Source organism: Butyrivibrio proteoclasticus B316 (assembly GCF_000145035.1).
Classification (GTDB): Bacteria; Bacillota; Clostridia; order Lachnospirales; family Lachnospiraceae; genus Butyrivibrio; species Butyrivibrio proteoclasticus.
The window spans coordinates 1613230-1634003 of the sequence record NC_014387.1; the positions used below are offsets into that span (position 1 = coordinate 1613230).

Consider the following 20774-nt stretch of genomic DNA (forward strand, 5'->3'; position numbering starts at 1 on the left):
ATAAATAAAAAGTAAGGATTGGATTGCATATTATTATGGCAGAAGATAAGGCTAGGAAATTAGTAGCAAATAATAAAAAGGCGTACCATGATTATTTCATTGAAGAGAAGTACGAAGCCGGTATTGAGCTTTTTGGTACGGAGGTTAAGTCCATCAGACAGGGCAAATGCAGTATCAAGGAGGCGTGGATCAGCATTGATAAAGGCGAAGCTTTTATAATGGGAATGAATGTAAGCCCATATGAAAAAGGTAATATTTTCAATAAGGATCCTTTAAGGGTTAAGAAGCTTCTTTTGCATAAGGCTGAGATCAGAAAACTTGATCAGCAGAAGATGGTACAGGGATATACGCTTGTGCCTCTTGAAGTATACTTCAAAAATGGAAAAGTGAAGGTTGAAGTTGGCCTTGCTAAAGGTAAAAAGCTCTATGATAAGAGAGCAGACATGGCCAAGAAGGATCAGCAGAGAGAAGCACTTAGAGATTATAAAGTAAGTTTAAGATAAATTAAATTATTATTAAAGATTACCATAAAATAGCAAATTAGCCATGATAAGCGGTACAATATAAAACGTAGAAATTGTTGTTAATACGATAATTATGCGTGGAGGCTTATCATGGCTAAAAAAATGAACAATGATAACGGACAAAATGGTGCACAGATTGGCTTTATGGATAGTATCAAGACGAAACTGATTTGTGTAATGCTTCTTGTTGTTATTATTCCTTTGGTTGTAGCAGTAATAGTCAGCTACAATACTTCTACTAGTAAAGCTCTTGAGGATGCTCAGACGGCACAGGAATGGCAAGCCAAATATATAGAGGCTGCCTTTGATGAGACTATTGTAGTTAATATGAATATGATCAAGAGCATTGCATCTAATCCTACTGTGATCCAATATGCTGTAGGAGGAGCAGGTATTCCATATGATGCAGTTCAGTCTACTCTTTATGAATATGATCAGGTTTTAAATGATGGTCAGAACACTTCCGTCACAGATGAAACGGGAATGCAGATAGCAAGAGGAACCGGTGACTTTGTAAATGTTGCTGAAAGAGAGTATTTCCAGGAAGCTATTAAAGGAAATGAGTATATTTCCAATATCATAGTCAGCAAAACTACCGGTGACAGAATGATCACTTTTGCTGCACCTATTAAATTCAATGATAAAATAATTGGTATCGTTCATAGAAACTATAATCTTTCCCATCTGCACGAACTATTGGCAGCACAGGCGGAGAACGCTTTTGTTGTTGATAGAACAGGCATGGTTGCGGCTCATTCACAGTATGAAATCGCTGAAGGAGTTCATGATGAAGTAGATGTATCTACTTCAGAATTTTATACATCAGGCCTTGCATCAGGCTATTATAAAAACAAATCCAAATTTGGTACAAATTATAATGCATATGTTAAAGAGCCAAAATCAGGCTTTGTGGTTGTTGTAGCTCAGAATGCTGATTTAATAATGTCTGCAGCTAGAAAATCTGCTACTATCGTTATTATTATTGGTGTTATCTTAACTGTAGTAGCTGCTGCTATATCCTTCATAATGGCAAGAAGCTTTACTGAACCAATTAAGGCTCTTAATGAGTCGTTTGCAGCACTTTCTGATGGTAGATTCAAGAGGATCGATGGCTTTGATGTTCGTAAGGATGAGTTTGGTGCTATTTCAAAGGCTACAAATTCAGTTATAGATACCTTGAATGGCATAGTATCAAACATTAAAGAATCTGCAAGAGGTGTTGGTAGTTCTTCTGAAGAACTATCAGATATGGCAAATCAGATATCACAGACAGCAGAAGATGTTTCAAATGCAGTTCAGGAAATAGCATCAGGTGCTACTCAGCAGGCTGATGAAATTCAGAGTGCATCTGAGAATGTTGGAAGAATTGGCGATGCAGTTGCTAACGTTCAGAATTCTTCCGATGATCTTTCCAATATAGCTCAAAAGATGAAGGAAGCATCAGAAATTTCAAGTAATTCACTTACATCACTGCAGGATTCTTCAGCTGAGATGACAGCCAAGATTGAAGATATTTCAAGGACAATCGGAGCAACTCAGGATGCTGTTAATAATATTAGTGAGAAGGTAGAGGGTATTACATCTATCGCAACCCAGACAAATCTATTGTCTCTTAATGCTTCCATTGAGGCTGCAAGAGCAGGAGAAGCCGGTAAAGGATTTGCAGTTGTTGCAGAAGAAATCGGTAAGCTTGCAGAAGATTCTAAGGCGATGGCAGATGACATCAAGAAAGAGATGGAGTCACTTCTTGAACAGAGTAAAGCAGCAGTCCAGGCTGCTGAAGATGTTAAACAGGGTAATAACGATCAGCAGATTGCTCTTGGAGAAACGCTTGATGCAGTTAATGGAATGCTCTCAGACATCGGTAGTACCGTAGAAGGTGTTCAGCTTATTTCTGAAGGCGCTGAGACTTGCGATAATTCCAAGAATGCTGTTGTTGATACTATGAGTGCTCTTTCTGCAATTTCTGAAGAAAATGCAGCATCATCAGAAGAAACAGGAGCATCAATGGAAGAGCTTTCCGCTACAGTTACTACTTTGGCAGGAGCTGCTAATTCTCTTAAAGATATTGCTGAACAGCTCAACGAAGAGATGAAGTTCTTTAAGGACATTTAATATACTTTTTTAGTCAAATATTTGATTTTGAAAAGAGCTTGAATATGAACTAGAGTTGGCCGCCTCTTTTGTGATGTGAAAGAGGCGGCTTTTTACGCCTTTTTAGAGAAAAATAAACCGGCAGGTTATTGTTTTTTGCCTATTCTTACGATATACTAATTGAGCAGTTTGAAATTGCATAACAATTTAATAAGGGTTAGTAAAGGTTTCGACAGGGATTTTGAAGCTGGAGAAGCTATCCGCAGGATGGTGCGTTAAACCTCAAATTAAAATTAAACGCTAACGATAATTTAGCACTCGCTGCCTAAGTGCAGCCCGTCAGCCTGAATGCACCTACACATTCAGTAACTGGCGTCAAACTTTGTAGGAAACGACATAGCTTAAGCTTTGCGGTTATGGTCGTATTATGAAGCTACCGATTAGTCTTGGTTGTCAATTTCCAGGGCTATGAGGGAACAGGGATGCAGAATCCCAGAATAACTGACTATGATAGTAGAAGGACAGGGGATGAATTTTTGGACGCGGGTTCGACTCCCGCCTAATCCATTTTAAACTCCGCATGAATATGCGGAGTTTTTTCTATAAAAATATCTTAGAAACACCGATATTACAAAAATGAGTTGCTACATAGATTTTTACACTTGCATCATGTACAAATAGGATATAAACTTGAATAAGATTTGATTTATTAGATTAAAGCGAGAAAGTGCAGGGCAAATATGAGTGTCAGCAAGAAGAGAATTGTAGTTAAAGTCGGAACATCAACAATTACCAATGAATCCGGAAATATTGATATCAGAGCGATAGACCATCTGTGCAGAGCAATTTCAGGCGTTGAGAATCTTGGATATGACCTTGTGCTTGTATCCTCCGGAGCTATTGCGGTTGGAGCCAACAAGATGAGACTTCAGCAAAAACCTCAGGAAATTAAGCTCAAACAGGCTGCTGCTGCAGTTGGACAGACAGAACTTATGCATTTATATGATAAGCTCTTTGGCGAGTACAACAGAATGGTAGGCCAGATACTGCTTGATAATGAGGATATTGCTGATCCTGTGAGAAGTAAGAACCTCAGGAACACATTTGATGCTCTTTTGGAAAACCATATTATTCCTATCGTCAATGAGAATGACTCAGTAAGCCATGCTGAGATTGAATCTGAAAAAAAGCTCTTTTCCGATAACGACATGTTATCAGCTCTTGTGGCAGTATTTTGCAATGCCAGTAAGCTCATTATTTTTTCTGATATAGAGGGATTGTATGACGGAAATCCTCAGACTGATCCAAGTGCCAAGCTTATCAGCAGAGTAGAGGAAATAACTGATGAGCTTAAATCGGTTGCGTCTGGATCGGGTTCTAACAGAGGAACCGGAGGTATGATCACCAAGCTTGAAGCGGCTGAACTTGCAACTTCTCATGGAATTGATGTTCTTATCACTAATGGCAAGAATCCTGAGCGCCTTTACGATATTATTGATAAAAAGAAGGTTGGAACGCTGTTTGTTGCCAGGGAAGTGTAAAAATATAAAAGAAACATATAACTCTTTATAATTCTTGGAGTCATATGTTTCTTTTTGTTTCTGATAATTTGTTAATGCCGGGCATAAATGCATTTCTTGAATGAAACTAACAAGAATGTATCAACCAAGCCATATTAAATCAATCAAGGATTCTCATGGAACTTATCATAAATTTCTGAAAGATAAGTCTTAACAATCTGAATGTTAGCCATCTTGCGAAGATCAGCATTTCCCATAAGAACTGCTATTTCATCAGCAAGAAGGAGCATGTCATAAATCTTGAGCTTAAACTCTTCTCTGGTGAGCTCATCGATATTGATCTCCATAAGTGGAGCACCAAGCTTTAAAGTAACATTCTCATCTGCAATACCTGTGAGCATCAGTCTGGTCTCAGGATCGAATCCTACATAGAGGATAAGCTTTTCTTTTTCGTGCTTCTTGAGAGTAGTGGGATTCTGATGTGAAAGTTCCATCCACTCGAAAAGGTCAGCCTCATCCGGATTCATAAGGTATTTGGTAAGTTCTTCCTTATGTTTCTCAACATACTGCATATATTTGCTAGCATTAGGACCTGTGTATGCAAGTTCAACCTTGACACCGTTATCAGACTTGACAAGTCTGCACTTCTCAGCTACTTCCTTGATCTTGAGAGATGATTCTGTATTACCAACTACACTGAAGGTGCCAGTTTCTAATTCCTGTTTGAATTCCATTGTAATCTCCTTTTTTGCGAAACCTAAAATCCGTAGTTAGTATAGCACAAAGACTCTAAAAATGGTATACTTATTAGAGTTTTGCAATCTTTATAAAAAAGTTTTGGTGGGAAGAAAATGGCAACAGGTAACAAGAGGGGAAGTACTAACAGTAAATCTAAAAGAGTATCTGGCAGGAGTAGTTCAAGTGCCAGAAGTCCCAGAAGAAAACCTATTCAGGAAGAGGAGATGGACTATTCTCTTAAGAGCGAGATCATAGTAATTGCAGCTGTTGCGCTGGCAATTTTTCTTTTCCTGTGCAATTTTGGAATATGCGGTAGTTTTGGCGGAGCTGTCAGCGACATTCAGTTTGGCCTTTTTGGGTTTACAGCCTATATTGCGCCAATAGTAGCTGCTGTATCTATAATGATTGGCATAGCTAATTTTGGTTCTAATGCTTCTGTTCGGAAGATTGTTTCAGGTATAGTTTTGTTTTTTATAATTGGTATGCTTGCTGAGCTTATCACCGGAAGACCTCAGAGTGCTGAGAGCTATGATCTGGTAGCTATTTATAATGGAGCCAGTAAAGCGCATAATGGCGGAGGCTTTTTTGCAGGATCTCTTGCATATTTTTCTTACAAGTATCTTTCACTTGTAGGAACATTACTTCTTGTTTTGGTGCTTGGAATTGCAAGCCTTGTTATCTTTACCCAGCATTCATTTGTTGGTGGTATCAAAAAAGGCGGCAGAAAGCTTATTGAAAAGACAAGACAGGAAACAGAGAATTACAGGGATTATGCTGAAAAACGAAGAGAGAGGCTTGAGGAACGCAGAGCCAGAATTGAGGAAGAAAAGAGACTTGCAATAGAACAGAAAGAGGATGAGAAAATCCTCCGAATGGAGAAAAAAGTAAGCGGCGTCATGCTGGATACAGAGCTCGATAAGGCTGATGAGGAAGATGAAGAAAACATCATCCATTCTGATCCTGATGCTGCTAATAACAAGAGTGTTTTTATCCCTGAGGATGAGATACATGATGATATTCATGAAATTATTCTCAATAAGGGTATAGAGACAGATGTAGAACCTGATGGACAGCGTGTTATGAGGACTGGTCCTGTAATTCATGGAATGGGATATGATGATACAGCTGATGATGAAGATAGTTCTGACTTAGAAGGCACATACGAAAATACTCCTGAAACCCAGCCTTCTGATAATATTATTCCTATTAGCGGCCGCACAACTGAGAAAACCCATGACGATGAAGAACTTTTGACTAATGAGCCTGAGACTGTTACTAACAACAGACTTGTTGCAAGAGCCGGTTCATTCGAATTTGAAGAGGATATTTTACCTGATGTTCCAATCCATGCTGAGGATATTGGAAATGGTATGAATGGTGATTACATGATCCATGCACAGGATCATATATCCAGAAGCGCAGGTGCTGAGTCTCGAATTAACAACGCGCCTAAATCAAGCGTTTCTTCTGTTGGTCCCGGACCACATACTACCAGTCCCGGAATGGAAAAAGAGATCGAGGCTCACAAGAAGGCTATACCTAAGGCTTATAAATTTCCGTCTGTTAATCTGCTTGAGAAGGGCAGTAGGAATAAAAATGCTGATTCTGCCAGAACCCTTAAAGAAACAGCACTTAAGCTTCAGGAGATACTTGGGACTTTTGGTGTTAACGCCACAGTTACAGATATCAGTCAGGGACCTGCAGTCACAAGATTTGAATTGCAGCCTGAGGCAGGCGTAAGGGTTAACAAGATTGTTAATCTGGCAGATGATATCAAGATGAACCTTGCTGCCAAAGATATTCGAATAGAAGCTCCTATACCGGGTAAGGCGGCTGTGGGAATTGAGGTTCCAAACAAAGAAAATCAGGCGGTAGCACTAAGAGACCTGTTCGAATCCAGTGAATATAAAGAATTTGAGAGTAAACTTGCATTTGCCGTTGGTAAAGACATTGCAGGCAAAACTGTAGTGGCTGATATAGCCAAAATGCCTCACCTTCTTATAGCAGGTGCTACAGGTTCCGGTAAGTCTGTCTGCATTAATACTATAATCATGAGCCTTATTTATAAGGCTAAACCGGAAGAAGTGCAGATGATCATGATCGATCCTAAGATAGTTGAACTTAGTGTCTATAATGGTATACCGCATCTGATGATTCCGGTCGTTACTGATCCCAAGAAGGCAGCTGCTGCGCTTAACTGGGCAGTTGCAGAGATGACCAACAGATACAAGAAATTTGCTGAGTCCGGAGTTCGAGACCTTAAGGGCTACAATAAACTTGTCAAGGAAAAAAATGATCCGGAAGCCCAGGTCCTGCCACAGATTGTTGTGATTGTGGATGAGCTTGCTGACCTTATGATGGTATCAGCCAAGGAAGTAGAAGATGCTATATGCAGACTGACACAGCTTGCAAGAGCTGCCGGCATTCATCTTATTATCGCTACTCAGAGGCCTTCTGTTGATGTCATCACGGGTCTTATTAAGGCAAATATGCCGAGCCGAATTGCTTTTGCAGTTTCAAGTGGTGTTGATTCCAGAACAATTCTTGATATCAATGGCGCTGAGAAACTGCTTGGAAAAGGAGATATGCTATTTTATCCTCAGGGATATACTAAACCGGCCAGGGTTCAGGGAGCCTTTGTATCAGACAAGGAAGTTCAGGCTGTTACAGATTTCCTCAGAGGGCAGGAGATTGAATCAACCTATGGAGACGATATTGAACAGCAGATCAGTAGTATGCAAAGCGGCGGATCTTCAGGATCTTCAGGATTTGGAGGAGATTCTGATTCTGACAGAGATGAATTTTTTGTTCAGGCTGGCAATATCATTATAGAAAAAGAAAAAGCTTCTATCGGCATGCTTCAGCGAGCATTTAAGATTGGATTTAACAGAGCAGCCAGAATTATGGATCAGCTCTGCGAAGCCGGTGTTGTAGGCGATGAAGAAGGTACCAAGCCAAGAAAGGTCCTTATGACCAAAGCTCAGTTTGAGGAATATTTGAATTCACAGGCTGGATGATTTCTGCTATTTTATTCTATATGAGAATTTAATAGATATAAATTTCAAGGAAAGAGTTTTATGCGTTATTCGCGGAAAGGGAGATTTCATGGCTGTAAAGAGTGATATTGAAATTGCACAGGAGGCAAAACTGCTTCACATCAGGGAAGTTGCTGCTAAATTGGGAATTGAAGAGGATGACCTTGAGTATTATGGCAAATATAAGGCTAAACTTTCAGAAGAGTACATAAAAAAAGTACAATCTGGCAAGCGTGGCAAACTAGTTCTTGTAACTGCCATCAATCCTACTCCTGCCGGAGAAGGTAAGACAACAACAAGCGTGGGTCTTGGGGATGCCCTTAACAGACTTGGTCACAAGACGGTAATTGCTCTTAGAGAGCCATCACTTGGGCCTTGCTTTGGAATCAAAGGCGGAGCTGCAGGCGGTGGTTACGCACAGGTTGTTCCAATGGAAGATATAAACCTTCATTTCACAGGTGATTTCCATGCAATTACTTCAGCTAACAATCTTCTTGCTGCAATCATAGACAACCATATTCAGCAGGGAAATGAACTTGGCATAGACACCAGACAGATCATTTGGAAGAGAGCTGTAGACATGAACGACAGAGCTCTCAGAAATATAGTTGTTGGGCTTGGTGCCAAGGCAGATGGAGTTCCGAGAGAGGACCATTTTGTAATCACAGTTGCTTCAGAGATCATGGCAATTCTTTGCCTTGCAGATGATATGGATGATCTCAAGAAGAGACTTTCCAGAATTATCGTAGCTTATACAAGAGACGGCGAGCCTGTAACTGCCGGTCAGCTTCAGGCTGTAGGTGCAATGGCAGCTCTTTTAAAGGATGCCATCAAGCCTAATCTTGTCCAGACTCTTGAGCATAATCCGGTTATCATTCATGGCGGACCATTTGCTAATATTGCACATGGCTGTAATTCTGTAAGAGCAACCAAGACAGCCCTTGGACTTTCAGATATTACTGTCACAGAAGCAGGATTCGGAGCTGATCTTGGAGCCGAGAAGTTTCTTGATATTAAGTGCAGAATGGCTGGTCTTAAGCCTGATGCTGTTGTTCTTGTCGCTACAATTAGAGCACTTAAATACAATGGTGGTGTAGATAAAAAGAACCTTGGAGAAGAGAATCTTGATGCTCTTAAGAAGGGAATCGTTAATCTTGAGAAGCACATTGAGAATATCCAGAAGTATGGTGTGCCTGTAGTAGTTACACTTAATTCTTTCCTTACAGATACTCAGGCAGAGACAGAATTTGTCAGAAAGTTCTGCGAAGAAAGAGATTGCAGATTTGCACTTTCAGAAGTATGGGCAAAAGGCGGAGAAGGTGGAGAAGCTCTTGCAAAAGAGGTAATAAATACTCTTGAAAATAAACCAAGTAATTTTGCTCCAATCTATCCTGATGATATGAGCCTTAAGGATAAGATCACAACTGTAGCCAAAGAAATCTATGGTGCTGATGGTGTACAGTTCTCAGGACCTGCTTCAAGACAGCTTGCCAAGATTGAAGAGATGGGATTTGGAAATCTTCCTGTATGTATGGCTAAGACACAGTATTCATTATCAGATGATCCTAATCTTCTTGGAAGGCCAAAAGATTATATGATCCAGGTACGTGAAGCTTATGTTTCTGCCGGAGCCGGTTTTGTCGTTGCACTTACAGGAGCAATAGTTACAATGCCAGGACTCCCTAAACATCCTGCAGCTTATGATATAGATGTTAATGATGAAGGAAAGATCACAGGCCTGTTTTAAATTGAGCAGAAGACGGTGGACTTTTGGCCACTTGTCAATATAGCCGGCATATTTTATATCGGCGGCTCTGCAAATAACTAAGGGGCACATGTTTTATGTGCCCCATTTATATAATTGGAGGAATTAATGAGCGCACAGATAATAGATGGAAAGGCTATTTCAAGCCAGATCAAGGATGAACTTAAAATAAAAACAGCTGAGCTTAAAGAAAAAGGCATAGAGGTTACTCTGGCAGTAATTCTGGTTGGAGAAGATCCTGCTTCACAGGTTTATGTCAGAAATAAGAAAAAAGCCTGTGAGTATATAGGATACAGATCATTATCTTATGAGCTTCCGGTTTCCACAACTCAGGAGGAACTTTTAAATCTGATAAGTGACCTGAATGCCAGAGATGATGTTGATGGAATTCTTGTTCAGATGCCTCTGCCGGATCATATCAATGAGAAAGACGTGATAAATGCGATCAGTCCAGCCAAGGATGTCGATGGTTTTCATCCTATGAATGTTGGTGCGCTCTGCATTGGGGAAGAAGGCTTTGTATCCTGCACACCTGCAGGTGTTATTCAGCTCTTGAAAAGAGGATGTGAAGGCACAATAGACATTGCAGGTAAAGAGTGTGTTATAATAGGCAGATCAAATATAGTTGGTAAACCGATGGCACTTCTTATGCTCAGGGAAAATGCGACAGTAACAGTTGCTCATTCCAGGACTAAGGATATAGCAAATGTCTGCAAGAGAGCTGATATAATTATTGCAGCTGTTGGTAAGGCAGGCTTTGTTACCAAAGACTTTGTAAAAGAAGGTGCTGTTGTTATCGACGTAGGAATAAACAGAGGCGCTGATGGAAAGTTGTGTGGTGATGTTGCATTTGACGAAGTGAGCCAGGTCGCCGGAGCTATCACTCCGGTTCCAGGAGGTGTCGGACCAATGACTATAGCAATGCTGATGAATAACTGTTTAGAAGCAGCCCTTTTGCACAATAATTTGAAATGAACAGTGATAATACTTTTTGAGGAGAATTAAGGCAGGATGAAGTGCCCTAATTGTGGCTTTGATATACCGGAAGGTCATATGTACTGTGATAATTGCGGTACTGAGATCAAAATAGTTCCGGAATTTGAGCCTGAAGTAGAAAATGAGATAAATGAAACCCTTTCTTCTGTAGCAGACGAACTCAATAAGGAAGATCGTCTCAGGGAAGAAAAAATCAAAAGACGCAGGGAGTTTTTTGAAAAAATAAACAAAAGGCGACCTGTGATTTTGGCGTGTTTTGGCACTCTTCTTGTTTTCCTCATAGGAATCACTTTATTTACTCTTTTTAGTAATAAGTCATCATACTACTACATCAGAAAGGCAGATAAAGCCAGAAGCCTTGGTAATTCAGAAAGAGCTATAGAGTATCTACTTGAAGGAAATGCCAATCTTCCGGAGAATACAGATTTGATATACAGATTATCTGATTATTATCTGGAAATGGGAGATACCGATAAGGCTGTTGAGGCTCTTAAGAAAATAACTGAATCAGGCCATTTTTCAGAAGAAAAGGTTGTAGCTGCTTACGAGAGTATGATCTCTATATATGAGCAGGATCAGTCTTATGATAAGATTTCAGAGCTTTTATCTGCTACTGACAATCCTGCGACGGCAGCTCTTAGAGATAAGTTTATTCCTGCTGCGCCTCAGATGGGAGTTGCTGGTGGGGAGTATGACGATATTGTTATAGTAGCTCTTTTACCTCAGTCTCAGAATGATGGTGAAGTTACATATTACACTGTTAATGATGGAGATCCCAGCGAGCTGAGTATTCTATATGAGAATGAAATTGTCCTTGATGAAGAAGGAGAATATACGATAAAGGCTGCGACATTTAACAGATACGGAATCTCCAGTCAGGTAACAAGTGAAACATATGTGATAAATAAGGGAGTTCCATCGCCACCTGAAATTATGGAGCCCAGTGGTGATTATGCTCAGAATACAATGATAGTAGCTGTAGCAGATGCCGGCTGTACTATTTTCTATACCACAGATGGCTCAGATCCTACAATTGATTCCAAACAGTATATTTCACCGATCACAATGCCTGTAGGAACTTCACATTATAAGTTTGTCGCAATAAATGATGAAGGCATGATGAGTGAAATAGTAGAAAGAGACTATCACCTGGTGTTTACAAGACTTATTTCCAAAGAGCAGGCTGTTAACAGTCTGGTTGCTACACTTGTAAGACTTGATATTTTATTGGATAATACGGGAAAAGTCAGGGGAATAGAAGGGCATAATGAGTATATATACAATTCTGAAATAGAAATAGAAGGTGCCGGAGAATATTATGTTGTCGTGGAGAATCATGTATCTAATGAGGGCATATCTACACCAACAGGACTTTTATACGCTGTAAATACCCATGATGGCTCAGTTAACAGACTTGGTTATGATTCAAGCGGTAAATATACACTTATTAAAATCTCAAATAGATAAAAGCAATATTTTAAATACTTTAATGATTTAAAGAAATAAAGATTGAATTTTTGTATACATTCATATATTATAGTCACATTGAGAACAATTTAAATAATTGACTTAATGGATTTTAAAAGGTAGGAGGAATATTATGTTCAAGATTTTAGAGGCTAATGAGCTGACTACTAATATTTTCCAGATGATAGTAGAAGCTCCCCGAGTAGCACAGGCGTGTTTACCCGGACAATTTCTTATTATTCGTGTAGATGAAGACGGTGAGAGAATTCCTCTTACTATTTGCGACTACGATAGAGAAAAGGGAACTGTAGAGATCGTGGCTCAGGCAATTGGTGCGGAGACCTTTAAACTTGGTAAGCTTAAAGCAGGAGACAGCCTTGCTGATGTGGTTGGACCTCTTGGAAAACCATCTGATCTTTGCGAGGAAAACCTCGAAGATTTAAAGAAAAAGAAAATCGTCTTTATTGCCGGCGGTGTTGGAACTGCTCCTGTATATCCACAGGCTAAATGGCTCAAAGAACACGGCGTTGATTGCGATGTAATCATTGGTGCCAAGACAAAAGATCTTGTCATTCTTGAAGATAGATTTAAGAAAGTATGCAATCTTCATATCACAACAGATGATGGTTCATATGGCAGAAGTGGTATGGTTACCAAAGCTCTTCAGGATCTTTGGGATGAAGGAAACAAATATGATCATTGCGTAGCTATCGGACCTATGATCATGATGAAATTTGTATGTAAGCTCACAGAAGAACTCGGAATTCCTACTGTTGTCAGCATGAACCCTATTATGGTTGATGGAACAGGTATGTGCGGTGCCTGCCGTTTGACAGTTGGTGGGGAAGTTAAGTTTGCATGTGTTGATGGACCTGAGTTTGATGGACATAAGGTTGATTTTGATCAGGCAATGAACAGAATGAAGCTCTATAAGACTGAAGAAGGCAGACTTATGCTCAAGGCCCAGGAAGGTGATACACACCACGGTGGCTGCGGAAATTGTGATTGATATAGGTCTGTAGGATTGCGAGAACGAAGTGGAGCAATCCGTATATCATATGTAGATTTTATAGAAATAGAGGAGAATTACTTATGGATGGATTTGTAAGAGTTCCTGTTCGTGAGCAGGATGCCAAAGTTCGTGCTACGAATTTCCAGGAAGTATGTCTTGGATACAATAAAGAAGAAGCTGAAAACGAGGCACAGCGTTGCCTTAACTGTAAGAACCCTAAATGTGTTCAGGGATGCCCTGTATCAATCAATATTCCTGCATTTATTCAACAGGTTAAAGAGGGCGATGTAGAAGGCGCTTACCAGACTATTAGTAAGTCAAGCGCACTTCCTGCAGTATGTGGACGTGTTTGCCCACAGGAGAGCCAGTGTGAAGGCCAGTGTGTAAGAGGTATCAAGGGCGATGCTGTTTCCATCGGTAAGCTTGAGAGATACGTTGCTGATACTGCCAGAGAACTTGGAATTAAGCCGGAAGGCGCCAAGGAGAAGAAGGGTAAGAAGGTTGCTATTATTGGTTCAGGCCCTTCAGGACTTACATGTGCCGGAGACCTTGCTAAAATGGGTTATGATGTTACCATTTTTGAGGCTCTTCATGAAGCAGGTGGAGTTCTTGTTTACGGTATTCCTGAATTCCGTCTTCCTAAGGAAGCAGTTGTTAAAAAAGAAATTGAGAATGTTAAGTCCCTTGGAGTTAAGCTTGAGACTGATGTAGTTGTTGGTAAGTCAGTAACTATAGATGATCTTATGGAAAAAGAGGGCTTCGAGGCTGTATTTATCGGATCAGGTGCGGGACTTCCAAGATTTATGAATATTCCTGGTGAACAGGCTATGGGTGTATTTTCTGCCAATGAGTTCCTCACAAGAAGCAATCTTATGAAAGCATTTGATGAGAATTCCAGAACTCCTATCATGAGACCTAAGAAGTGCGTAGTTGTCGGCGGCGGTAACGTTGCAATGGATGCTGCAAGAACAGCGCTTCGTCTTGGAGCAGAGGTACATGTAGTTTATCGTCGTGGTGAGGAAGAGCTTCCTGCTCGTAAGGAAGAAGTTGGACATGCCAAGGAAGAAGGAATCATTTTTGATCTTCTTACAAACCCTGTTGAAATCCATGCTGACGAGAATGGATGGGTTACAGGAATCACATGTATCAGGATGGAGCTTGGTGAGCCTGATGAATCAGGAAGAAGAAGCCCTGTTGAGGTTCCTGGTTCTGAATTTGACATTGAATGTGATGCCGTAATAATGTCACTTGGTACATCACCTAATCCGCTTATTTCTTCTACAACAAAAGGACTTGATGTTAACCGCAGAAAGTGTATTGTTGCTCAGGAAGAAAACGGACAGACTTCTAAGCCCGGAGTATTTGCAGGCGGAGATGCAGTTACAGGAGCTGCAACTGTTATTCTTGCCATGGGTGCAGGTAAGGCAGCTGCTAAGGGTATCGATGAATATCTTTCAAACAAATAATTTGAAGTACATATATGAATAAAAACCAAAATAAGATGTCTGTTTTAGACATCTTATTTTATTCTATAGAAATTGCTCTATTATGTACTGCAGAATGAAACAATGATAACGAAAAAACGATATACATAAAATCTTAAGAAATTTCGATGGTAAATCTTAAGAATTTGCAGGTAGTATTATATTATATATTCATTCTGTGAGGCATAATACTGTGGTTTTTACGAGAATGTGATACAATAAGAAATGTTTGGAGTGTGGATATGGAGAGAGAAGAAAAAATCAAAATTGCAATAACTGCCGGAATAGCAGGGCTTATACTACTTATTCTGATTTTATTTCTTGCTTTATCAGGCAAGGATTCTAAATCAGATGAGCAGGCTTTAAGTGATAATATAACAAAATATGCCTCAGACCTTGCAGAGGGCAGTCAGGCTGCAAGCGATGCTTCATCTGAGGGCGTATCTGATGATGCTGCAACTGAGAGCACATCAGTAGTTCCTTATTCGGAGTATGTCAATGCCAAAAAGGGAACAGTTTCCGGCAATAGTTTCTATGAGACTAAGAGCGCTGTACTTAAAGATGTTTATAAGAAGATCAAATATGACACTGACGCTCAGCTTCAGGAGATGATGGCATATTTTGCAGACGGTAATGAAGAGGCGGTTCGTGACCTTGCACATCTTGAGAGATTTGAAGCTATGTCTTTTTCATTAGACGGAACCAAGGATTTTTACTACCACGGTGAAGTGAATGGGAACGGTCAGCCCGATGGAATTGGAATTGCTGTTTATGCTGATGATCAGTATTATTATGGACACTGGAAGGATGGAGTGAGATCTGGAGACGGCAAATGGATTTCTTTTTATCCTTCTTATAGCCAGTACGTAGTAACAGAGCATATGTACTTTGGTGAGTGGCTGGATGATATGCCAAACGGGCATGGGCAGGAGCATTATGATTATAATCAGGATTATATGAATGATGCTGATCTGTATCTGCAGAATGCTATTGGATACTTTGCAAATGGCTATTACAACGGTGAACAGTACATTATTACTGTTGATAAGAATTATGACACTAAGGAATGGATCGGAACCTGCGACATGGGTAACTGGGTACAGGTTCTTAATACTGCAGAAGACAGTAAAGGCAGGATTGCGGTTCTAAGTGAAAGAGAAAATGCTGATAATCATGTCTGGATGGTCAAAAATAAAGCTACGGATAATCGTGTTCTTGGTATTATTACAGGTGGTTCTATAACTAAATGAGTACAATAAGTATTATTTGCGTGGGCAAGATCAAGGAAAAATATTGGAATGATGCTATTGCAGAGTATTCCAAAAGATTGTCCAGGTATTGTAAAATAAATATCATAGAGGTTCAGGATGAGAAGACCCCTGACAATGCACCTCCTGCCATAGAGGATCAGATCAAGAAAAAAGAGGGAGAGAGAATTCTCCAGAATATTGATCCAGGAGCGTATGTATGCGCCCTTGCAATAGGTGGCAAAAAGTATTCTTCTGAAGGCTTTGCTGAGTTTATTGCAGATAAAGGAGTATCCGGAGTTAGCCATATTCAGTTTATTATTGGAGGCTCACTTGGCATTCATGAGTCAGTTCTTTCCAAAGCTCATAGTCAGATCAGTTTCTCAGACATGACCTTTCCTCACCAGATGATGCGAGTGATACTCTTAGAACAAATTTACAGGGGATATCGTATTAATCGCGGTGAACCATATCATAAATAATTGGGGATTTTTAAATGAGTGAAATTACAGAGTTGTCATTAGCACTTACTGCTGATGATGAGAGGAATATTTTTGGGGGAAATGATACCTATATACGTAAGATTGAGAAGAGCTTACATGTAGAGATTATAGACCGAAATGGTGAGCTTCATATAATTGGTGACAAGGAAAGCGCAGGTAAAGCTTCAGGTATTATCAGAGAGCTTGTTCAGTTATCCAGGCGAGGCACCAGCATTGAAGAGCAGAGTGTCGATTATGCAATTTCTTTAAAAGAAGATTCTGTCAGGACCAAAGAAAATCTTAGTGAAAACGTTCTTGTAGATATAGACAGGGACGTTATTTGTCATACTATTTCAGGTAAACCTATCAAACCCAAGACCTTGGGACAGAAAAAATACATAGATGCTATTAGAAATAAGATGATCGTATTTGGTCTTGGACCAGCCGGAACAGGAAAAACTTATCTTGCCATGGCCATGGCTATTACTGCTTTTCAGAGAGAAGAGGTCAGTAGGATCATTTTGACAAGACCTGCCATAGAAGCCGGTGAGAAGCTCGGCTTTTTGCCAGGAGATCTTCAGAGCAAGGTGGATCCATATCTTCGTCCTTTATATGATGCTTTATATCAGATAATGGGAACAGAGAATTTCATCAAGAATATGGAAAAAGGCCTCATTGAGGTTGCTCCTCTTGCCTATATGAGAGGACGAACTCTTGATAATGCTTTTATCATTTTGGATGAAGCACAGAATACGACTCCTGCTCAGATGAAGATGTTCCTTACCAGAATTGGTTTTGGCTCTAAGGTTATCATCACTGGTGATGCTACACAGAAAGATCTTGCTCCTGATACCAGATCAGGACTTGACGTTGCAGAGAGCGTTCTTAAGGGAATTGATGATATTGCATTCTGTACATTGACCAGCAGTGATGTTGTCAGACATCCTCTTGTTCAGAAAATTGTTAAGGCCTATGAGGATTATGAGAAGAAGGCCGCTAACAAGCAGAAAAAGAAATCTATTCAGAAATTGGAGAGAAGAACAAGAGATGGAAAGTGAGAATAAGGTAGAACTTAAACTCAAATTATATTATGGCGGACTGTTCTTGCTTACCGGTTTATGCGTATTTATCTTTTCTCTGTTAGGGGAAAAGAGCTATGAAGCAATTTTGAGAAATACTATTGTATCTCTTATCATAACAGGAACTGTTATCTTTATGCTTATGGACGCCATAGGCAGAGGTGATAAGGGCTTTTCCTACGATAATTTCAGACATAAAGACAGATTTATCTTATCATATGCTGTTTTTACTGTTATGGCATGTGTTTTAGGATTTGTACCTAATCAGTTTTGGCCATATATGTCTTTGTTTGTTATTCTTGGTTTGTTCTCCAATACAGAGATTGGGCTTGTTTCCGGCGTTGGACTTGTTACTATATCAGTGATGCTTGAAGGAAACGGCAGCTATGGCGAGCTTTTTATGTATGTTCTTGCAGGAGCTGTGGCACTTTCTCTTTTCAGAGACCTTAAGGAGAATACTTCAATCGGTTTGCCTGTAGCTATTTCGCTCATGATGCAGGCAGTTCTTTTGGTTGCATTTAATGTTTTATTTCAGAACAGGACTTTATCAATAAACATCCTGATCCTGCCTATTTTGAATCTGATGCTGAATCTTATCATACTGCTCATATTTTTGAATATGTTTGGCGTGTATATTATCAGAAAGTCCAATGACATGTATATGGATATCAATGATACAGAATATCCACTTTTGGTTAAGCTCAAGGACTATGATAAGGATGAATACTATAAGGCTATCCATACAGCATATCTGGCTGAGAGAATAGCAATAGGACTTGGTTTTAATGCCAGAGCTATCAAGAACTGTTCCTATTATCACAGAATAGGAAAGCTTGATGGTTCTAAGGATTGGGAAAGTGTTAAGCATGTTTATGAAGAACATCATTTTCCTGATGAGGCGGTGGCTCTTTTACATGAATATATTGAACCGTCTTCTAGTGCAGTCAGATCCAAGGAGGCTCTTACTATCAGCCTTACAGAAACAGTTATTTCTTCTATCATGTATCTTATCAAGAAGAATAAAGATGCCAAGATAGATTATGATCAGCTTATCGATAAGGTTTTTGATAAAAAGGAAGCTGACGGAGAACTCAAAAACAGTGACATTACCTTTAGAGAATATGACCAGATGAAGAAAATACTTAAAAAGGAGAAGCTATATTATGACTTTTTGCGTTGAAAATGAGGTTGACGCAAGCTTTGACTTTGATATTGAAGAGCTTGGGAGAACAGTTGCACAGGCAGTTCTTGATGAAGAAAAATGCCCTTATGAAGTGGAAATAAGTCTTACGATTACTGACGATGAAGGTATCAGAGAAATCAATAATGAGTTCAGACAGATTGACAGCCCTACTGATGTATTGTCTTTTCCTAACGTAAGCTATGATGAACCTGGGGATTTTTCTGTAATTGATGGGGAACAGAAGGTTGATCTGCTTAATCCTGATACAGGTAATATAAGTTTTGGGGATATTGTCATCAATGTTAACAGAGTGAGATCGCAGGCTCTTGAATACGGACATTCAGAGAAGCGTGAATTTGCGTTCCTTGTGGCTCACAGTATGCTTCATTTATGCGGATATGATCATATGGAGGAGCAGGAAGCTGCTGTTATGGAAGGCAAACAGAATGATATTCTGACATATCTTGGCATTACCAGAGACTAATTTTGTTTAGGGGAGTTTTGTATGAAGACCTACACTGAGGAAAAGAGGATCAGGCCGGATATACTCACGTCTACTGTCTTTTGGTCCATTTGCATTATGATGTTATTTAACATTATATCAGTGAGAATATTTGGGGATATGGGAGCAGGCTTTTGTTGTGTTCCCAATACTCTTTTCTTTTTACTATATATTTCATTTGTTTTGGCTGCTCAGAAGTCAGTTTATGTTATGGTCAGGCTTCGCGCCAGAAGATCTCAGTTTTTAAATGCTGAGACAAATATGAAGAGATCAATGAGAATGTTTTCTGTGGCGGGGATTATTCTTGCTGTGCTTATCGGTTTTGGGAGCTTTAATTTTGCAAGGAATCTGCTTGGATCAGGCAAAGCTTATTTTCAGCTGATAGTAGTAGCAGTCAGTCTGATTTTATTATGTCCCCAGGGCGTTCTTCGCGGCTATCTTCAGGGACTTGGATATACCAGACCAATAGTTATTTCTGATCTTCTTATATCCGTAACTTCTTTTGTTTCCGGCGGAATTATTTCCGGGATCATGTATAGTTATGGCAAAAAAGTTAATGATCTGTTCCACGGAGATGAGTATAGCGCAATCTATGGGGCTTCCGGCATGATGCTTGGCCTTCTTATAGGTTCGTTTATAGGTCTGCTTCAGATTATCATTAGTTATTCGCTTAGGAAAAAAGAAATTGCTGAAATAGTAAAAAATGGTGCTCCAAGATACCTTGATAATAAAAATGACGTCTATACCAGCATAAGACCGATTGAGTATTTATATGCATCAGCCCTTTTAATGCTTCTTGTTGACAATTTGTTTTTTAATTTTCTACAGATGAAGGATGGAAATAATGATGCCATGATTGGTGCCTTTGGGGCATATGGCGGTCGTATAGTATCTTTCGTTATTCTTGTAGCATTCTTATGCTGCATTCCATTTGTCAAATCCTGGAATAGAGTAATGGCAAGAATTGAGAGAGATGAGATTGAGGGAGCAAGAGACAGATTAAAGAAGCTTCTACATTTTACTTACATGCTTCTTATACCGGTATTTACAGCTATTTTTGTTCTGGCTGATACCATTCAGGTTGCAATATTCGAAAAGAGTACCAGTGAGATCAGCGCTATTTTCAGGTTGGCGGCTATTTTGATAGTTCTTTTGTCTATCGGAGTATTGGTATCATGGCTTCTTAATCATATGGGTAAGAAGCTTCTTACTACGATCAATCTGACTGTGGGATGGGCTGTGCATATTGGCTTATTGGTTCTATTGTCAATTGTCCTTGGTCATGATCTATATACTATAATCATTTCTGAGATTGTCACTTTCTTAATTTATGATATTATGTGTATGTTTATGATACTCAAGATGCTCAAATTACATTCCAATATTCTTTTAAACATTGGAATACCATTTCTTGCATCCGGGGTAGCAGGGCTTATTCTGCTTGCACTCGACAGAATATTGATCAATGTTATAGGTGAAATACTGACATTACTGATCAGTGTAATTGTTTTTGCGATTATCTATGTTTTATTGATGGTTGTACTTAGAGGAATTAGAACACATGAGCTTGAAACTGTTCCTTTAGGGAGATTTTTCATTTCGTTTTCGTCCAGAGTACAACATGATAGCTTTTATGAGGAATAATT

Annotated in this window: 16 protein-coding genes and 1 other RNA gene; 16 read left to right on the forward strand and 1 reads right to left on the reverse strand. The window is 39.5% G+C overall.

Going from position 1 to position 20774, the window contains the following annotated elements; translation table 11 throughout:
- Positions 1-35: 35 nt before the first annotated feature.
- From smpB to proB, 4 genes are all read left to right on the forward strand, one after another.
- Positions 36-503, forward strand: coding sequence for an SsrA-binding protein SmpB (smpB, locus tag BPR_RS06605; RefSeq protein WP_026662708.1), 468 nt, complete (start codon positions 36-38; stop codon positions 501-503).
- 111 nt (positions 504-614) lie between these two features.
- Positions 615-2639, forward strand: a complete 2025-nt coding sequence (locus tag BPR_RS06610) for a methyl-accepting chemotaxis protein (protein ID WP_013280690.1) — start codon at positions 615-617, stop codon at positions 2637-2639.
- A gap of 193 nt (positions 2640-2832) precedes the next feature.
- Positions 2833-3188, forward strand: a transfer-messenger RNA (tmRNA) gene (ssrA, locus tag BPR_RS20345).
- Positions 3189-3358: 170 nt separating this feature from the next.
- A complete protein-coding gene (proB, locus tag BPR_RS06615; RefSeq protein WP_013280691.1) occupies positions 3359-4159 on the forward strand; it encodes a glutamate 5-kinase in 801 nt (266 codons plus the stop codon).
- Between the two features lie 143 nt (positions 4160-4302).
- Here proB and BPR_RS06620 read toward each other — a convergent pair whose 3' ends face one another.
- Positions 4303-4872 (reverse strand): hypothetical protein, encoded by a 570-nt coding sequence (locus tag BPR_RS06620; RefSeq protein WP_013280692.1) that lies wholly within the window; start codon positions 4870-4872, stop codon positions 4303-4305.
- Positions 4873-4989: 117 nt separating this feature from the next.
- Between BPR_RS06620 and BPR_RS20580 the strand changes: the two genes are divergently transcribed.
- From BPR_RS20580 to BPR_RS06680, 12 genes are all read left to right on the forward strand, one after another.
- Positions 4990-7893 (forward strand): DNA translocase FtsK, encoded by a 2904-nt coding sequence (locus BPR_RS20580; protein ID WP_013280693.1) that lies wholly within the window; start codon positions 4990-4992, stop codon positions 7891-7893.
- Positions 7894-7981: 88 nt separating this feature from the next.
- Complete coding sequence (locus BPR_RS06630; RefSeq protein WP_013280694.1) at positions 7982-9658, forward strand: formate--tetrahydrofolate ligase; 1677 nt, start codon at positions 7982-7984, stop codon at positions 9656-9658.
- 126 nt (positions 9659-9784) lie between these two features.
- Complete coding sequence (gene folD, locus BPR_RS06635) at positions 9785-10651, forward strand: bifunctional methylenetetrahydrofolate dehydrogenase/methenyltetrahydrofolate cyclohydrolase FolD (RefSeq protein ID WP_013280695.1); 867 nt, start codon at positions 9785-9787, stop codon at positions 10649-10651.
- A 36-nt stretch (positions 10652-10687) separates the two neighbouring features.
- Positions 10688-12139 (forward strand): FN3 associated domain-containing protein, encoded by a 1452-nt coding sequence (locus BPR_RS06640; protein ID WP_013280696.1) that lies wholly within the window; start codon positions 10688-10690, stop codon positions 12137-12139.
- Positions 12140-12272: 133 nt separating this feature from the next.
- Positions 12273-13148 carry a sulfide/dihydroorotate dehydrogenase-like FAD/NAD-binding protein gene (locus BPR_RS06645; protein WP_013280697.1) on the forward strand — a complete coding sequence of 292 codons (876 nt, stop codon included), beginning with the start codon at positions 12273-12275 and terminating at the stop codon, positions 13146-13148.
- 83 nt (positions 13149-13231) lie between these two features.
- Positions 13232-14617, forward strand: a complete 1386-nt coding sequence (gltA, locus tag BPR_RS06650) for an NADPH-dependent glutamate synthase (protein WP_013280698.1) — start codon at positions 13232-13234, stop codon at positions 14615-14617.
- A 260-nt stretch (positions 14618-14877) separates the two neighbouring features.
- Complete coding sequence (locus BPR_RS06655) at positions 14878-15885, forward strand: MORN repeat-containing protein (protein WP_042256710.1); 1008 nt, start codon at positions 14878-14880, stop codon at positions 15883-15885.
- Entirely contained in the window at positions 15882-16364 is a 483-nt protein-coding gene (gene rlmH / locus BPR_RS06660; RefSeq protein ID WP_013280700.1) for a 23S rRNA (pseudouridine(1915)-N(3))-methyltransferase RlmH, read from the forward strand. Before BPR_RS06655 ends, rlmH begins: the two co-directional genes overlap by 4 nt.
- Before the next feature lie 14 nt (positions 16365-16378).
- Positions 16379-17422: a PhoH family protein gene (locus BPR_RS06665; RefSeq protein ID WP_013280701.1), complete on the forward strand. Its 1044-nt coding sequence runs from the start codon at positions 16379-16381 to the stop codon at positions 17420-17422.
- A complete protein-coding gene (locus BPR_RS06670; RefSeq protein WP_042256712.1) occupies positions 17412-18623 on the forward strand; it encodes a hypothetical protein in 1212 nt (403 codons plus the stop codon). The genes BPR_RS06665 and BPR_RS06670 overlap by 11 nt, the downstream gene beginning before the upstream one ends.
- Positions 18607-19110: an rRNA maturation RNase YbeY gene (gene ybeY, locus BPR_RS06675; RefSeq protein WP_013280703.1), complete on the forward strand. Its 504-nt coding sequence runs from the start codon at positions 18607-18609 to the stop codon at positions 19108-19110. Before BPR_RS06670 ends, ybeY begins: the two co-directional genes overlap by 17 nt.
- A gap of 21 nt (positions 19111-19131) precedes the next feature.
- Positions 19132-20772, forward strand: coding sequence for an MATE family efflux transporter (locus BPR_RS06680; protein ID WP_013280704.1), 1641 nt, complete (start codon positions 19132-19134; stop codon positions 20770-20772).
- Positions 20773-20774: the final 2 nt, after the last annotated feature.

What these genes read in the sequence shown, in the direction of transcription:
- BPR_RS06645 (WP_013280697.1), top strand. Translation starts at nt 12,273, where the DNA reads ATGTTCAAGATTTTAGAGGCTAATGAGCTGACTACTAATATTTTCCAG.
- BPR_RS20580 (WP_013280693.1), top strand. Translation starts at nt 4,990, where the DNA reads ATGGCAACAGGTAACAAGAGGGGAAGTACTAACAGTAAATCTAAAAGA.
- ybeY (WP_013280703.1), top strand. Translation starts at nt 18,607, where the DNA reads ATGACTTTTTGCGTTGAAAATGAGGTTGACGCAAGCTTTGACTTTGAT.
- BPR_RS06665 (WP_013280701.1), top strand. Translation starts at nt 16,379, where the DNA reads ATGAGTGAAATTACAGAGTTGTCATTAGCACTTACTGCTGATGATGAG.
- BPR_RS06655 (WP_042256710.1), top strand. Translation starts at nt 14,878, where the DNA reads ATGGAGAGAGAAGAAAAAATCAAAATTGCAATAACTGCCGGAATAGCA.
- BPR_RS06670 (WP_042256712.1), top strand. Translation starts at nt 17,412, where the DNA reads ATGGAAAGTGAGAATAAGGTAGAACTTAAACTCAAATTATATTATGGC.
- proB (WP_013280691.1), top strand. Translation starts at nt 3,359, where the DNA reads ATGAGTGTCAGCAAGAAGAGAATTGTAGTTAAAGTCGGAACATCAACA.
- BPR_RS06640 (WP_013280696.1), top strand. Translation starts at nt 10,688, where the DNA reads ATGAAGTGCCCTAATTGTGGCTTTGATATACCGGAAGGTCATATGTAC.
- BPR_RS06620 (WP_013280692.1), bottom strand. Translation starts at nt 4,872, where the DNA reads ATGGAATTCAAACAGGAATTAGAAACTGGCACCTTCAGTGTAGTTGGT.
- rlmH (WP_013280700.1), top strand. Translation starts at nt 15,882, where the DNA reads ATGAGTACAATAAGTATTATTTGCGTGGGCAAGATCAAGGAAAAATAT.
- BPR_RS06630 (WP_013280694.1), top strand. Translation starts at nt 7,982, where the DNA reads ATGGCTGTAAAGAGTGATATTGAAATTGCACAGGAGGCAAAACTGCTT.
- BPR_RS06610 (WP_013280690.1), top strand. Translation starts at nt 615, where the DNA reads ATGGCTAAAAAAATGAACAATGATAACGGACAAAATGGTGCACAGATT.
- gltA (WP_013280698.1), top strand. Translation starts at nt 13,232, where the DNA reads ATGGATGGATTTGTAAGAGTTCCTGTTCGTGAGCAGGATGCCAAAGTT.
- smpB (WP_026662708.1), top strand. Translation starts at nt 36, where the DNA reads ATGGCAGAAGATAAGGCTAGGAAATTAGTAGCAAATAATAAAAAGGCG.
- BPR_RS06680 (WP_013280704.1), top strand. Translation starts at nt 19,132, where the DNA reads ATGAAGACCTACACTGAGGAAAAGAGGATCAGGCCGGATATACTCACG.
- folD (WP_013280695.1), top strand. Translation starts at nt 9,785, where the DNA reads ATGAGCGCACAGATAATAGATGGAAAGGCTATTTCAAGCCAGATCAAG.